Consider the following 15,967-nt stretch of genomic DNA (forward strand, 5'->3'; position numbering starts at 1 on the left):
TTGGTGTTTTTAGATTCAGTCCGCAAGATAGTGTTATAATACGCTTCTTTATTGACAATTGGTAACGTGTATATGCGTCATTGTTAGATATATTCGTTTGCCCCAACACTCATGAACATGCAGCTATTATGAAGTTTATCATTAAGTTATTCCCAGAAATTACCATTAAAAGCCAAACTGTTAGGCTACGTTTCATTAAAATTTTGACCAGCAATATTCGTAACGTGCTTAAGCCGCTTGGCGAAGAAATTTCGGTTGTCCGTAATTGGGATAACATAGAAGTGCGTGTGAAAGGGGAGACGAAGCATGATGAAATTTGTGACATGCTGGGTCGTATTCCTGGTATTCACCACATTCTTGAAGTGGAAGAAAAACCGTTTACCAGTTTGCACCATATTTTTGAAATGACGCTCGAAGCTTATGGTGCGTCATTGGAAAACAAAACGTTCTGTGTACGCGTAAAACGTCGCGGAAAACATGAGTTTTCATCTATTGAAGCCGAGCGCTATATCGGCGGTGGATTAAATCAACATATTGCTTCTGCAAAAGTTAAGCTTAAAGATCCTGATACCACCGTACATTTAGAAATTGAAGATGACAAACTGATCTTAGTTAAACGGCGCATTGAAGGGATTGGTGGTTTTCCTATTGGTACGCAAGAAGATGTTTTATCCTTAATTTCAGGTGGTTTTGACTCGGGTGTTTCCAGCTATATGCTAATGCGTCGTGGCTGTCGTGTGCATTATTGCTTTTTCAATTTAGGGGGTGCTGCCCATGAAATAGGTGTGAAGCAAGTTGCACACTATTTATGGAACCGTTTTGGTAGCTCCCATAAAGTTCGCTTTATTGCCGTTAATTTTGAGCCAGTGGTCGCTGAAATCTTAGAAAAAGTCGACGATGGTCAAATGGGCGTTGTATTAAAACGTATGATGGTACGTGCGGCATCTAAAGTCGCCGAGCGTTATGGCGTGCAAGCGATTGTTACAGGGGAAGCCCTTGGGCAAGTTTCCAGCCAAACTTTAACAAACTTACGTTTGATTGATAATGCGTCTGATACCTTAATATTAAGACCGCTAATTTCTCATGATAAAGAGCATATCATTAAATTAGCTCGCCAAATTGGTACTGAAGACTTCGCGAAAACCATGCCTGAATATTGTGGTGTGATTTCAAAAAGCCCAACAGTGAAAGCTGTCAAAGCACGTATCGAAGAGGAAGAGGCTAACTTTGATTTCAGTATCTTAGAGTCGGTGGTTGAGCAAGCACAAAACATTGATATTCGCCAAATCGCCCAAGAAAGCCTTGAGAAAGTGCCTGAGATTGAAATGGTCAGTGAGCTTTCAATAGAAAACCAAGTCATTGTGGATATTCGCTCTATTGATGAGTTCGAAGATAAGCCTTTAAAAGTTGAAGGTATGGAAATTAAACATATTCCATTTTATAAACTCAGTACACAGTTTGGTGACTTACCAAAAGATAAAACCTACTTATTATATTGTGACCGTGGGGTAATGAGTCGCTTACAAGCGCTATATCTAAAAGAACAAGGTTATGACAATATTAAGGTTTACCGCCCATAAACAAAAGTAGGGTACTTGTACCACAAACCCACAAAAGAAATGGGGGAGAGACCTCCCCCACAAAGCGATTTATCCATGATAAGGTCGTTTGGACCAAGGTATTTTCACGGCTGATGTTGAAAAGCGTACAACCTTTCACGTATCCCCTCTGAAAAACACCGTGCCGTTAAACACAGGGTAACTAACCTCATCAGGGTAAATTGGCATTTCTCGACCCCTTTTCTAAAAAGGATACAGAATCAAATTGTGAGAGTTTGAGACTGCCTCGGCTTAAGATTAACATCTAAAATCGGGGCTTTTGTCATTTGGGCTCTGGCAAAGGCTTGAAGCAAAATGATCCAAGCTCCCGCCGCTGTTAATAGCAAAAAATGGGGAAACAAAGGTTTTTTGTTGTTATTTATTGGTTATAACCCATTGTTATTCAGTGAGTTGATGTTTTTATTGTATCCTTTTTTGTTGGTTATGCTTTTTGAGTTAATCCTCTAAATAATCGTTGATCCCATTCGGTAAAACTAACTGCGCAGCGACACGACTGGCGATCTCCCGACCGACTAATAATTCAATTAGCTTTAATGCAAAATCGAAGGATGTAGCAGGCCCTTGGCTGGTTAACAAATTGACTCGCTCATCAAAATAAACTCGGCGATCAACCCATTTACTCGCAGGAATTTTATCTTTCATCGACGGATAGCAGGTCATATTACCAAGAGGAAATAGTTGGTGGTGCTCTAATACAATGGCAGGCGCAGCACAGATTGCCGCGACAATTTTACCGTCCAGATGCATACGGCGAACTTTTTCGACAACCAGAGGGCTATCACGAAACGTTTCTGCCCCTGTGACGCCACCAGGTAATACAATCGCGTCAAAAGGCTCATCAGCCACTTTAATCAATGGGACATCTGCGGTTATTTTTAGCCCTCTCGAGGCTATAATTTGCAATGAGCCGTCATCAGTTACGCTGGCTAAAGTGACATCAATACCTGCTCTAACCAGTAAATCGGCGGTAGTTGCGGTCTCAATTTCTTCACTACCATGTGCGATGCAAATTAGAACGGAAGTCGTCATACTGTTGCTCTCTATTTTTGACTAAATGATAAAGCCGATCATTTTCAGGTGTACTGATCCCATGAGCTCTGGCTTGCTTGATTAAAAAGCCTGTAATGTAATCAATCTCTGTGCGGCGATGATTGCGGATATCTTGCAACATAGAGGAGTAATTATTGGCCGTACTTTCGATTATGCCATTAATATACTCCGTCAGTTCTATTTTATCGGTGTGTAACCCTTCCGCAGCCATAACTTGGCAGATTTCATCAATAATGCGCGAAACTTGCTCTGAATGGTCGGCAAGTTCACCATTTTGACAATCATGTTCTACCGTGAGTGGGTTGATGGCGCAATTAGCGACCAATTTTCGCCAACAGGTGGTTAAAATGTGGTTGTGCCAAGCAACGTCAGGAAGTGCTTCATGTAGGATATCAGCAATAAAATAGTAGGATTGCGCGAGAGAATTCACTGCACCAATATGTGTCATCCCGTGAGCAACATGAAAAACTTGGTTATTTTCTTGCCAAGCCGCATGGGTCGTGACACCCGCTAAAATTGGGTGACGTAAAGGTGCCAATTCTTCTATTGTCCCCATTCCATTATGGAGTAGCAAAATCGGTGTTTTTTCAGCAATATTGCTGAGTAAAGGTAATAATGCATCGGAAACTTGCCACGCTTTTAAGCAGACAATGACCAGTTCACTGGTTTGTAGGTGATTCATATTGTTGCAGGGAATAAGTTCTCGAAAGGTGCGACCATCAGGCTCATTCACATCGACAAATAAATCAGGCTGAGCGACACGCAGCCAGCCTTGAGTTTCATGGCCTTGTGAGGTGAGTGCAGCAAGCCAAAGCTTACCGATAGCACCACAACCAATCAGGGTTATTTTCATAGTGTCCCTCTGAAATATGTGCTCTAACACCTTGTCATCTCAGACATTGGTGGTTTGGTCAGTATATACCTTAGCGCGAGTTAATTATAGCGCAGGGAATGGGCACTGCCCCGATAACTTGATGTGAAGTGACGAAAAACGTTATCATGGATATAACAAAAAATATCCGTAGAGGTCTGAACAATGCCATCATTTGATATTGTGTCTGAAGTTGAAATGAATGAAGTGCGTAACGCGGTTGAGAACGCACAGCGTGAACTGACGAGCCGTTGGGACTTTAAAAACGTTGAAGCCAGTTTTGAGCTCAATGATAAAAGTGAGTCAGTAAAAATAACGAGTGAATCTGATTTCCAAGTGCTTCAATTAGTCGATATTTTAAGGGAAAAAATGGCCAAGCGTGGTATTGATGGCGCAGTGCTTAATGTCCCCAATGATATCGTTCATAGTGGGAAAACTTACAGTGTCGAAGTGACTTTTAAGCAGGGTATTGATGCTGCAACCGCCAAGAAAATCGTTAAGCTGATCAAAGACAGCAAACTCAAAGTTCAGGCACAAGTTCAGGGTGATCAAGTGCGTGTGACAGGTAAAGCACGTGACGATTTACAATCGGTTATCGCGTTAGTTCGCGGTGGTAATTTAGGCCAGCCTTTCCAATTTAATAACTTTCGCGATTAATTAATAGACTGAGAAAGAAGTTTGTTAGCATAGCATGCAAAACCTCAGTGGTTATCAGACTTTTTATCAGTTGCGCCGTAAAACCCCGTCCTTCTGAAATGCCCCCTAAAGGAGTCCAACTTTTAGGGGGCAGTCCACTCATGGGCGGGGAGGATGTCAAAGGTCTCAAAGTAACTCGTTAGGCATCACGTTCAAACGTCCAGGTTGTTTCAATCACAAGTGGAGAGTCTACGCTAACAAACTGTGGCGTTAGGTTAATTGCATTCGGTGCCTGAGTAAGAGGGTTCACACAAGTTGCATCTGGCTGTTTGTCAAACACAACGAGGCTTTGCGCCGTTGATGTCATTGTCATACTGAGTTTATTTACAGCATCTGCTGCTGTCTCTATTGGTAATGCACGTAAAGTAAGCGCCTTTTTTACGGATACTCAACCGCCAAACTCATTTAAGAGTTTACTGAATGAAGAAAATATTGAATTGATTATTGCGAATAAAAATGGCAATGGTCAGTAATATTTATGATTGTTATAACTCTATAAAGTTATAGGTTAAATTAATCGGTCGAAAGTTTAACATCAATCTAGATTCTTCTTTGCGTTGAAAAGGTCGTGAATGTCTTGTTTATAATGCCCAATATGATCAAGTTTTATCAGATTTGGGCATATTTACCTATGGGATATTACGGATCATGGCTTCAAGTTGTTCTCGGTTAATCACTTTCCGATCCACTTTAACGTAAGCACTTAATTCTTCGTCAACAACTAACGCTTCCATCACCCCGTTTTGCGCACGCAGCATTTGTTCTAAAGCGCGCATATTTTGCATGTGTGCAGGTAACTCGATGCGGATGCTGCTGACATATGGCGGTTGTTTCATGGTTAAGCTAACGACAAACCACAGAATTGTCAGGATCAAGCCCCCAATAAAAACGGTATTTGCCCCTTCAAAGTTATATAACCATCCACCGACAATTCCTCCTAGTGCAACACCAAGAAATTGACTAGTGGAATACACCCCCATCGCCGTCCCTTTGTAGCCTGCGGGGGCCTCTTTGCTGATTAACGATGGCAAAATAGCTTCCATTATATTGAAGCCAATAAAAAAGAGCTGTAGCCCAAGGATGATGACCCACAATTGATTACCTGATAACCATAACGTGATCTCTGCGATAGCTAACAGTGCGATGCAAAATAGGAAGACCTGCTTCATTTTGCGGTATTTTTCGGCATAAATAATAAAAGGCAAAACAGCGACAAAGGAAATTAACATAGTCACTAAATAGGCTTTCCAGTGATCTTGCGCGAGAAAACCGGCTTTTGTCATGATAAGGGGTAAGGCAACAAAGCTCGACATCAGCAAAGTATGCAAGCATAAGATACCGATATTTAATTTGAGTAATTGAGGCTGAGTTAAAACGGTTTTTAAATTGCTTTGTACAAAAGCGGACTCACGGTTTAATACGTGAGTGTTGGCGTTTGGCACAACCAAAATAGTTAATGCAATAGCACCTGCCGCAAGTAGAGCTATCCCCCAAAATAAACCATTTAGACCAATAAGATGAGTAATAATTGGGCCTAAAACGAGCGCAATCGCAAAAGTTAATCCAAAGCTGATCCCAAGAAATGCCATCGCCTTAGTACGGTTTTGTTCACGCGTTAAATCGGATAGCAATGCCATCACCGCAGCTGATATTGCCCCAGCCCCTTGCAGTGCTCGACCAATAATAATTCCCCAAATGGAGTCACTGAGCGCGGCAACGATACTACCGATAATAAAAATGATTAAACCGATAACAATGAGAGGCTTACGACCGATTTTGTCAGACATCAGACCAAAAGGAACTTGAAAAAGCGCTTGGCTAAGCCCATAAATGCCAATGGCAACACCCACTAAAAATTCATTTGCGCCCTGTAAGTGCATTCCGTAGCTGGTTAAAATAGGTAAAACCATAAACATTCCAAGCATTCGCAAGGAGAATACAGAACCTAGCCCCCAAGTGGATCTGAGCTCTGAGGATGTCATTTTATTATCATTCATCTTTATTCTTCATATTTCGAGCTGTAGCGGTGTTGGCTACACTTACTAACCCTAATCACATGCTCCATTAGTCTCACTTGCCGCCTTGCTACAACTCGAACTATTTTGAATAAATCCGTTATATGTTGCAGCAAAACTATTTTGCATCTTTATGGGTAGAGTTTTACTTTTAATATTTAAATTCAATAGGTTGTGCTTTTCAATGATGCATTTTATATCTAGCTTATAGATAGTAAGCGGCTATTTAACCATAAAATAGATTCATAAGGATAGGTAGAAAAAACAAAAGTGAGTTATAAAAGCAACCAAAGATAAAATAAAAACGGCGGGAAAGCCCGCCGTATAGACATTGTTATCATCAGTAAACAGAAACGCTATCTGACGAGCGCTATAACAGTATCGCTTGAAACTGTTGGGTCAACTGACATCATTACACTCAATGACGTAATTGCGACGATTGAGAAAATGAACAGTTTTCTTGCCCAAACTCGGTCGTCGTTTTCAGTTTTAAAACCTGAAATCGCCATACCCAGCCACCACAAACTAACTGCTGCGCCCACGACCAAATACTTATAGCCTGCGTATCCGCTGATAGCCAACATTAACGTTGCAACCATAAACGCAAGGATGTACAGGAAAATATGTGTCTTAGCGACAGAGATCCCTTTAATCACCGGCAACACAGGAATGTTGGCGGCTTTGTAATCCTTAAAGCGAAAAATGGCAATGGCATACGAGTGAGGCATCTGCCACAAACTGAAAATCAATAGCAGGATCAGCGCCCCGGTATCGAATTCGTTGGTGACAGCACAGTAGCCGATAACCGGTGGCGCTGCGCCAGATAGGCTGCCAATTAGCGTGCCATAGACTGACTTACGTTTCATATACAGGCTATAAACACCCACATAAACAATGAAACCGATAACTGCAAGTAGCATTGCCAAGGCATTGGCTGCTACGAGTAGCAGCACCATACCAGCAATACCTAATGCAGCGGCGTAAATCAGGCTAACTTTCGGGTCAATCAGCCCTTTCACTAAAGGGCGATTCTTAGTTCTTTCCATGATACGGTCGATATCACGGTCGATGTAGTTGTTAAAAACACAACCAGAAGCCACGACCAGTGATACACCCAGCAAAGTCGCAACGAACAGCGGGTAATCAATTGACCCTTTTGAAGCCAAAAGAAAACCGCCGATCACAGAAATCAAGTTTCCGAATATAATTCCTGGTTTGGTCACTTGCAGGTATTGCTTAAACATATCGGCAACTCTTTAGTCGAGCATCATATTGATGTTCAGGTTGTACATAATCCACAGCGAGCCGACAACGACGATGCCGACAATAAGCATAGTGAACAGGAATGCAACCAAGTTCCAACGCTCATCAGATGAGGTATTCATATGTAAGAAACATACTAAGTGAACCAAGATTTGCACGACTGCCATGCCAACAACAGTCCAAAGAATGGTTGAAGTTGACGCTGTGCCTTCCATCACCATCCAAAACGGAATAACCGTAAGGATGACTGACAGAATAAAGCCAATCAGGTATGTCTTAACGCTACCGTGGCTTGCTCCAGTGTGAGCATCTTTTGCATGACTCATTTAAATAGCCCCCAGAAGATAAACAACGGTAAATACACAGATCCAAACTACGTCTAAGAAGTGCCAGAACAGGCTCAGGCAGCTTAAACGTGTTTTATTCACGTCAGTCAGACCACGACGAGAGACTTGGATCATCATGATAACAATCCAAATTAGACCCGCCGTTACGTGCAGACCGTGCGTTGCAACCAGTGTAAAGAAGCCAGATAAGAAACCACTACGGTCAGGACCAAAGCCTTCAGCAATCAATTCGTGGAATTCATAAACTTCCATGATAACGAAGCCAAGACCTAACAGGAATGTCGCGAACAGCCATAAGTTAACTGCACCGATTTTCCCTTTATGCATCGCAATCATTGCGAAGCCGTAAGTAATACTACTTACTAACAGTAAGAAGGTTTCGCCTAATACGAACTTCAGACTGAAGATATCTTTACCAGCAGGACCGCCAGCAGTTCCATCGGCCAAAACAACATAGGTTGCAAACAAACAAGCAAACAGGATCAAGTCGCTCATGATATAGAGCCAGAAACCGAATACCTTTGTGCCACCTGCATCGTGGTGCCCATGCTCTGCATGGGCGATATTTGGGTTAGTCATTGTATTAGTTGACATCGTTCACACCTGCCTTACGTAATTCTTCAAAGTGCTTATTCTCGATTTGTTCGATTTCAGCCACAGGTACGTAGTAATCAACATCTTCGTCGAAGCTTTTTGCAATCCAAGTTACGATCATTCCACCGAAACCAATGATTGCCATCCACCAGATGTGCCAGATCATTGCGAAACCTAAAACCAAGCTAAATGCGGCGATAATAAAGCCAGCGCCGGTATTTTTCGGCATATGAATCTCTTCATATGAAGCAGGTTTTTTATGAGCAAGACCTTTTTCTTTCAGATCCCACCATGCATCACGAGTTTGAACGTGTGGTTCAATCGCAAAGTTATAGAATGGTGGTGGTGAAGAAGTTGCCCACTCAAGTGTACGACCACCCCATGGATCCCCAGTTAAATCACGGTTTTCATGACGGTCACGAATACTCACAATGATTTGGATAACTTGGCATGCAATACCGATAGCGATTAACGCAGCACCGCCGGCAGCAACCACTAACATTGTGTGGTAAGTAGGGTCAATATTCTGGCTTAAACGACGAGTCATACCCATAAAGCCCAGAATGTATAATGGCATGAAGGCTAAGAAGAAACCGATGATCCAGAACCAGAATGCACGGACACCCCATTTCTCATTTAGCGTAAAGCCATAAGCTTTCGGGAACCAGTAAGTCATACCCGCGAAACACCCGAATACCACACCACCAATGATAACGTTATGGAAGTGAGCAATCAGGAATAAGCTGTTGTGCAGAACAAAGTTCGCACCCGGTACGGCTAACAGAACACCAGTCATACCACCGACAGAGAAAGTGATGATGAAGCCGACAGTCCACAACATCGGTGTTTTAAACTCGATGCGACCTTGGTACATAGTAAACAGCCAGTTGAAGATCTTAACCCCTGTTGGGATTGCAATAATCATAGTGGCGATACCGAAGAAAGCATTCACGTTCGCGCCTGAACCCATCGTAAAGAAGTGGTGCAGCCATACGATGAAGGACATGACGGTGATAACGATTGTCGCCCAAACTAATGAGGTATAACCGAATAAACGTTTTTTCGAGAAAGTCGCTGCCACTTCAGAGAAGACACCGAACACTGGCAGAACAAGGATATACACCTCTGGGTGACCCCATGCCCAAATCAGGTTGATGTACATCATCATGTTGCCACCCATATCGTTAGTGAAGAAATGGGTACCTAAATAACGATCTAACGTCAGAAGTGTCAGAGTCACAGTTAAGATAGGGAAAGCAGCAACAATCAATACGTTAGTACATAACGCAGCCCAGCTGAATACAGGCATTTTCATCATCGACATACCCGGCGTACGCATACGGATAATAGTAGCGATGAAGTTAACCCCTGTTAATAACGTACCAATACCGGATATCTGGAGACTCCAGAGCCAATAATCGACCCCGACTCCCGGATTATATTCCAAGCCCGATAGTGGCGGATATGCTAACCAACCTGTTTGCGCGAATTCACCGACCCCTAAAGAGATGTTGATTAAGACAACACCAACGACAAAGAACCAGAAGCTCAATGAGTTAAGGAATGGGAAGGCAACATCGCGTGCACCAATTTGCAGAGGTACAACGAGGTTCATCAGACCAACAACAAACGGAGTTGCCATGAAGAAAATCATGATAACGCCATGAGCAGTAAAGATTTGGTCATAGTGATGAGGGTTTAAGAAGCCCTCTTGGCCAGCAGAAGCAAGTACTTGCTGACCACGCATCATGATTGCATCTGCGAAGCCACGGAATAACATGACCATCGCAACAATGATGTACATGACACCAATTTTTTTATGGTCAACCGAGGTTAACCACTCTTTCCACAGCCATTTCCATTTACCGAAATAGGTGATAGCACCGAGCAAAGCTAGTCCACCAAGGACAATAGCAATCAGTGTGACAACAATGATCGGCTCATGGAGTGGAATTGCATCTAGTGTTAATTTTCCGAACATGCCCTTATTCCTCAGCGCCTGCTGCATGAGCGTTATGGCTCATATGCATAGAATGACCTGTAGATGCTTCTTGGGTATCTACAGGAGCGTGACCTTTATGGTGCTCATGACCAAACTTCAGAACGATATCGTTGTAAAGGTTAGGTTTCACGCTAGAGAAGTAGGTAACAGGAACGTTCATGCTTGGCTTAGCGACTTCGTCAAATGCCTGCATGGTATCCATTGTTTTAGGAGACGCTTTTACCTTTTGTACCCACTCATCAAAGCCTTGGCGGTCAGGGGTCGCAATCGCATTGAACTTCATATCAGAGAAGCCATGGCCACTGTAGCTTGCAGAGAAGCCTTTGTATGTACCTGGTTCATTCGCGATTAAGTGAAGTTTAGTTTGCATACCCGCCATCGCGTAGATTTGGCCACCCAAAGATGGAATGAAGAACGAGTTCATCACCGAATCAGACGTGATTTTGAAGTTAACTGGCACCCCGGTAGGGAATGCGATTTCGTTAACTGTCGCAATGCCTTGCTCTGGATAGATAAAGATCCATTTCCAGTCAGCCGAAATAACTTCGATAGTGACAGGTTCCTGATCACTGACTAATGGCTGATAGGGATCCAGCTCATGTGTCGTCTTCCAAGTAATAGCACCCAGAATGATGATAATGATGATAGGAACAGTCCAGCAGACTAACTCAATTTTATTTGAGTGAGCCCAGTTTGGACGGTAAGTAGCAGACGTGTTGGATTCACGATATTTTCTGGCAAAGATAATCGCCATAAAAATAACAGGAATAACAACAAGTAGCATTAAGCCAATTGCAATAAGAATTAGCTCTTTTTGTTTTACGCCGACGGCGCCTTTTGGATCCATCAACACCATATCGCAACCGCCTAATAATAAGGCTGCTACAACCAGTGAGATTGCTCCGATACTTTTTTTGTAGTTCATAAGTCTCATCCACGACCCCAAATGACAAGATTCTAATTGTCGTTTCATCAGTGCGGGCATTTTACGGTAAGGTTATGCGAGTGTAAATGATTGTAAGGCAAAGAAGCAGAATTGTTAGCTCTTTATGTTAATATGATCACATGTAAAGAGGTTATAAACAAAAAGTTAAAATTGATACTGATTATAAGTATATATTGATAAAACTCCTTTAATACTAGATTATCTTAGTAATTTTTCAAAGAAAAATATATACAAAATAAGTGGAAAAAAGACAAAACTGATATGATTGGTAAGTAATGTGGTAGGTGAAACTACGTTTTTTCTACCGATAAAGCCATTTGAGTGGCTTTACCGGTAAAATTGTTAAGAAAAATTATTATTAATTTGATTTAAAAAGAAAATTAATAAATTGCTCAACAATTTTTAATCATGCATTAGAAGGTATACTTTAATGTATAAATGATTGCGTCTTGATAAAAAGTATCGCCTAATTTATTGTCAGCATAGCGATATTGTACCCCCGCAGCGAAATGAGGTGTTGCATTCCACCAAAAAGCCAAAGCGCCATTAATACCATCTCGCTTACCACCGTTGTAACGTTTATTACGTGCAAACTCCATTTCATGCCAGTTAGTGATCATGAAGTTTTCTTCAAATGCGCTGAAATTGTAACCTGCAACCCATCCTGCAACATAACCATTGTTGCCAGAATAGAATGTTTGGTCAGTGTAGTTTAAAGCAACAAAAGGCTTAAACCACAGATCACCAAAGGCAGTGTTATAACCGATACCATATAATGTATTTACATCATGGAAATTACCGCCATATTTTGTTCCTGGCAATGACCAAGTACCGTAAACATGACCGTACAGATTAAAACCAGTATCACCTAAATAAAAACGACCCGTCGTTTTGATGGTATAGCGTTTATTTCGTCCAGAATCGGTATGTTGTGTATGGAGCGGGTTTTCTATATCAAAGAAACCGTATAGTTCACCCCAATTAAAATTAGCCCCACCTTCTAATTCAACATAGGCAAAATCTTTCTTACGAGTTGTTTTCTCCGTTTTGGTCTCAGTGCGATGTGACCAATCTAAATAGTTAATATTGATATCAGCAAAACCATTTTGATAGCCTAAAAGATCATCAGAATATGCCGTACCTGCCACAGAAGCTAAGGCGGCAATACAAAGGAGTTTTTTCATAATAGATTATTTTCGTTAATTAATTAATGGAATTGAGTAGTGCACTATTCGTTAACGTGTTATCTAACCAGTCTTTAACTCGTGATATATTAGACTTTAAAATTGCAATTAAGAAATATTTTTCATTGAATGAGTGATCGCAATCACGATCAAAAAGAAGTTTGAGGGGGTTGTATGTTAAGAGATGATTTTATTCAAATGATCAGATTCCCTAAAGTAATAAGTTAACCTTAGGGAATCAATTAAATAGAAAAGTTAAAAAGGAACGTTTGTTATTGTTTGACGGTTTGACGAACAGCGAGGAAATCTAAACTACCACCGATAATTAAGCTGATGGCGCCAATGCTGATCCCTGTATTAAACAAAATATTTAGATAACTTGGGATAGCTAGCCAGAATTCAATTTGCGTGGTGAATAAGTATATTTTCATACCACTAAATGAAAGTGCCAATAGTGAAAATAACCAAATTGCTAGGCAAATCACTGCAGCAAGCAGCGCATAAACGGCAAAGCGGTAGCCATTTTTGTATAATTCACGGCGCTCGAACAGCCCAGTGGCTTGCGTGTAGAGCAAAGAGCTTCGACAGGCTAATAACAGCAAGATCCCAGGAGCTGCAACACCAATAGAGATTAAGTAAAACATTGGCCAGCCATAATGACTAACAAAAATGCTGGCAACGGGGCCAATATATACTCGTCCAACTGCTGAAAGCGCAGAAAGCAGGGCAAATTGAGTGGCAGATAGTGACTTATTACATAGTGTCATTAAGAGTGCGACAAACGCGGCAGTACCCATTCCAGAAAAAATATTTTCCAGAAAAATAATAGAGCCCATGGTAATAATATGTGGTGGTGTTACGGCAAGAAACCAGTAACCAATATTGGAAACGCCTTGTAAAATGCCAAATGTTAGCAGCGCTTTAAATAGACTCATGTTTTTCATGAGATAACCACCAAACAGCGCCCCAATAATAGTTGCCGCCATACCGACGGTTTTGTTGACTGTGCCGACTTCGCTAAGACTAAAGCCCAGAGCATTAAGTAAAAAGTTGGTATTGAGCGCCATAACAAAGGCATCACCCAATTTATAAAACACTAATAATAATAGGACGAGCCATGCGTTGTTGCGGCTAAAAAACTCAGCTAAGGGTTCATAGATAGCTTGTTTTAATGAGGCGGGTGGGGTGCTGTTTTCTTCAGGCTCTTTAGCAAGTAAAGTGGCGATAACGCCGATGATCATTAACCCTGCCATAAGAAGATAAAGCTGTTTCCATGTCAGGAACTTATCGGCAAGCCAAAGCGCTAAGCCACCAGAGACTAACATACTGATCCGGTAACCCATCACTGAGGTTGCCGCCCCTATTCCTCGCTCTTTTGCACTTAATAAGTCAGTTTTATAGGCATCAAATACAATATCTTGAGATGCAGAGCAAAATGCGACGGTGACGGCTAATGCGGCGAGATACCATAAATGTTCAGAAGGGCTCATAAACCCCATTGCCGCAATACTGATAATCAGAAGAATTTGCGTGGTTAAAAGCCATCCTCTACGACGCCCTAGGAAAGGGGGCGTGTAGCGATCCATCATGGGTGACCATAAAAACTTCAAAACATAAGCTTGGCCGACCAAGGAAAAGAAACCGATTGTTTTGATATCAACGTTTTCAACTGTTAGCCAAGCCTGTAAAGTCCCAGCAGTCAACGCTAAAGGTAACCCTGAAACGAAGCCTAAAAGGATTAAGGTAATATTATTCGGTAGTGTGAAACGAGGCATTATTCCCTCTAAGCCTAAGGTGATTTTACTGCAACATAGCGCCGCAAAAGGATTGGCTGCATAACGCTATCCAAGTATTAACTTGGATAGCTTAATACGAAATGATGGTATTCGCTCGCTTAATAGCGTGAATTTTGTCTGATAAAATCGGTGATTTCTTGGTCGGACGCCATGTCAGCAATTAAATCGGATAATGCACTGTTAATTGCAGCCTGAATTTTTTCATTATTCGCTGCTAACAATTCTTGTGTATTGAAATTGCGGGTGAATGAACGCGTTTTTGTTGAGCCATTTGGCGCAGTTGCAGTAATACTCACACTAGAATTAACAGTAATGTTATGGCGTAAACTGCCTTCAGCTACTTTCGTGTCTAATTTGTTCAATTGCACAACAAGATTAACGTTGGCGGGAGACGTGACCATAAAGCCGCGTGCTGCCATCTGTTTTTCTACAGCTTCTTGCATTAAATAGCGGGGATCACGAGATGGATTTAATACTACGAGTTTACCATTGCGATTGACTTCTGCGAGTGATTTGTTCGCGCGGTTATCTACGCTACTAACACTAATTGAGGTTGCATTCAGTGTTGGATTTTTGGCTGGCAAAGCAATTTTTGGCTCAAGTGAGAGTGTGTTGCTGCTAGTTGCACAACCGGCAAGTAAAAACAACGCAAAAAGTGGAAAACACAGTTTTCTTAACATAATTTTTTCCAGTTCATCTTTCCTAATTGAAAATGTTTCGTTATGGTGCGGGTAGCCGCCACACGATAAAAAATCCAGTGGCTAAATTATCCTGAACTATTAGACAACAATTTTTGAAAAAATTCGCACTAACGTGTCGATATCATAACATTGCTAAGTCATTATCGGATATTCCTATAATAAAGAAGATAGCAATAATCGAGACGTGCAATATAGTTTACTGAACTTATCAATACTAGGGGCTGTTTTTTATCTTTTTGAGTTGTAAAAATCAGCAGCAAAGATAAACCGCCCCTAGAGCGATTCGCTAATTTAAGGAGTATTTTATGGTCACTAATGCATCGAAAAGTATGCAGTCTCGTGTGAGCCAAAAATTGCAAGATGCTTTTGAACCTGATCACTTGGATGTCATTAATGAAAGCTATCAACACAATGTGTTACCGGGTTCAGAAAGTCATTTCAAAGTCATTTTAGTCACTGACAGATTTGAAAATAAACGAATGCTTGCTCGTCACCGTGAAATTTATGCTATTTTAGCGGATGAATTAGCGGGGGGCATTCATGCGCTGGCACTGCATACCTATACACCGAAAGAGTGGAATGAGCTGGCGGATACAACCTTAAAATCACCCGCTTGTCGTGGCGTTGGTGGTGCTAACCGCTAATTTATACCGCCAATTGACCTTTATTGGTGATTATTGGCATTATCTGTCGAGCTCAAAACGAGCTTGCTGGATATTTTTTCTTCAATTTAGCGGAAGAAATACAAATTTTAGTCAGAAAAGTCACAAATAAAGAGGAAAAATCGCTTCTTTTCTCAGCTTTTCTCGACTCAGGGCGTTGGCATCGGTATAATGCTGCGTCTAATTTTCAGTAAGGTTTCGGGACGCTTCTGATATCAGGG

Annotated in this window: 14 protein-coding genes and 1 pseudogene; 3 read left to right on the forward strand and 12 right to left on the reverse strand. The window is 41.6% G+C overall.

Annotated features, from left to right (window positions below; genetic code table 11):
* Nucleotides 1-128: 128 nt before the first annotated feature.
* Nucleotides 129-1,580: a tRNA uracil 4-sulfurtransferase ThiI gene (thiI, locus tag AB6N04_RS00270; RefSeq protein WP_369309970.1), complete on the forward strand. Its 1,452-nt coding sequence runs from the start codon at nucleotides 129-131 to the stop codon at nucleotides 1,578-1,580.
* 474 nt (nucleotides 1,581-2,054) lie between these two features.
* Here the strand turns inward: thiI and yajL are convergent, their stop codons facing one another.
* A complete protein-coding gene (gene yajL, locus AB6N04_RS00275) occupies nucleotides 2,055-2,648 on the reverse strand; it encodes a protein deglycase YajL (protein WP_369309971.1) in 594 nt (197 codons plus the stop codon).
* Entirely contained in the window at nucleotides 2,611-3,522 is a 912-nt protein-coding gene (panE, locus tag AB6N04_RS00280; protein WP_369309972.1) for a 2-dehydropantoate 2-reductase, read from the reverse strand. The genes yajL and panE overlap by 38 nt, the downstream gene beginning before the upstream one ends.
* 183 nt (nucleotides 3,523-3,705) lie before the next feature.
* Here panE and AB6N04_RS00285 point away from each other — a divergent pair, with 183 nt between their 5' ends.
* Nucleotides 3,706-4,197, forward strand: a complete 492-nt coding sequence (locus AB6N04_RS00285) for a YajQ family cyclic di-GMP-binding protein (RefSeq protein WP_369309973.1) — start codon at nucleotides 3,706-3,708, stop codon at nucleotides 4,195-4,197.
* A gap of 178 nt (nucleotides 4,198-4,375) precedes the next feature.
* Here the strand turns inward: AB6N04_RS00285 and AB6N04_RS00290 are convergent.
* From AB6N04_RS00290 to AB6N04_RS00335, 10 genes and pseudogenes are all read right to left on the reverse strand, one after another.
* Nucleotides 4,376-4,558 (reverse strand): annotated as a pseudogene (locus AB6N04_RS00290) (aldose 1-epimerase); the annotation flags it as partial.
* Nucleotides 4,559-4,865: 307 nt separating this feature from the next.
* Complete coding sequence (locus tag AB6N04_RS00295) at nucleotides 4,866-6,233, reverse strand: MFS transporter (protein ID WP_369309974.1); 1,368 nt, start codon at nucleotides 6,231-6,233, stop codon at nucleotides 4,866-4,868.
* A 374-nt stretch (nucleotides 6,234-6,607) separates the two neighbouring features.
* Entirely contained in the window at nucleotides 6,608-7,495 is an 888-nt protein-coding gene (gene cyoE, locus AB6N04_RS00300; protein ID WP_369309975.1) for a heme o synthase, read from the reverse strand.
* A 12-nt stretch (nucleotides 7,496-7,507) separates the two neighbouring features.
* Nucleotides 7,508-7,840: a cytochrome o ubiquinol oxidase subunit IV gene (locus tag AB6N04_RS00305; RefSeq protein WP_042846921.1), complete on the reverse strand. Its 333-nt coding sequence runs from the start codon at nucleotides 7,838-7,840 to the stop codon at nucleotides 7,508-7,510.
* The gene (locus AB6N04_RS00310) at nucleotides 7,841-8,455 is read right to left on the reverse strand and encodes a cytochrome o ubiquinol oxidase subunit III (RefSeq protein ID WP_369309976.1); all 615 of its coding nucleotides are present in this window, start codon (nucleotides 8,453-8,455) and stop codon (nucleotides 7,841-7,843) included.
* A complete protein-coding gene (cyoB, locus tag AB6N04_RS00315; RefSeq protein WP_369309977.1) occupies nucleotides 8,445-10,436 on the reverse strand; it encodes a cytochrome o ubiquinol oxidase subunit I in 1,992 nt (663 codons plus the stop codon). The genes AB6N04_RS00310 and cyoB overlap by 11 nt, the downstream gene beginning before the upstream one ends.
* A gap of 4 nt (nucleotides 10,437-10,440) precedes the next feature.
* Nucleotides 10,441-11,391, reverse strand: coding sequence for a cytochrome o ubiquinol oxidase subunit II (gene cyoA / locus AB6N04_RS00320; RefSeq protein ID WP_369309978.1), 951 nt, complete (start codon nucleotides 11,389-11,391; stop codon nucleotides 10,441-10,443).
* 425 nt (nucleotides 11,392-11,816) lie between these two features.
* Entirely contained in the window at nucleotides 11,817-12,587 is a 771-nt protein-coding gene (locus AB6N04_RS00325; protein ID WP_369309979.1) for an outer membrane protein OmpK, read from the reverse strand.
* Between the two features lie 272 nt (nucleotides 12,588-12,859).
* Entirely contained in the window at nucleotides 12,860-14,362 is a 1,503-nt protein-coding gene (ampG, locus tag AB6N04_RS00330) for a muropeptide MFS transporter AmpG (protein ID WP_369309980.1), read from the reverse strand.
* Nucleotides 14,363-14,481: 119 nt separating this feature from the next.
* Nucleotides 14,482-15,063: a YajG family lipoprotein gene (locus AB6N04_RS00335; protein WP_369309981.1), complete on the reverse strand. Its 582-nt coding sequence runs from the start codon at nucleotides 15,061-15,063 to the stop codon at nucleotides 14,482-14,484.
* Between the two features lie 326 nt (nucleotides 15,064-15,389).
* Here AB6N04_RS00335 and bolA point away from each other — a divergent pair, with 326 nt between their 5' ends.
* Entirely contained in the window at nucleotides 15,390-15,728 is a 339-nt protein-coding gene (gene bolA, locus AB6N04_RS00340; RefSeq protein ID WP_369309982.1) for a transcriptional regulator BolA, read from the forward strand.
* Nucleotides 15,729-15,967 lie beyond the last annotated feature (239 nt).

The organism is Providencia rettgeri, from assembly GCF_041075285.1.
In the GTDB taxonomy this organism is placed as follows: domain Bacteria; phylum Pseudomonadota; class Gammaproteobacteria; order Enterobacterales; family Enterobacteriaceae; genus Providencia; species Providencia rettgeri_G.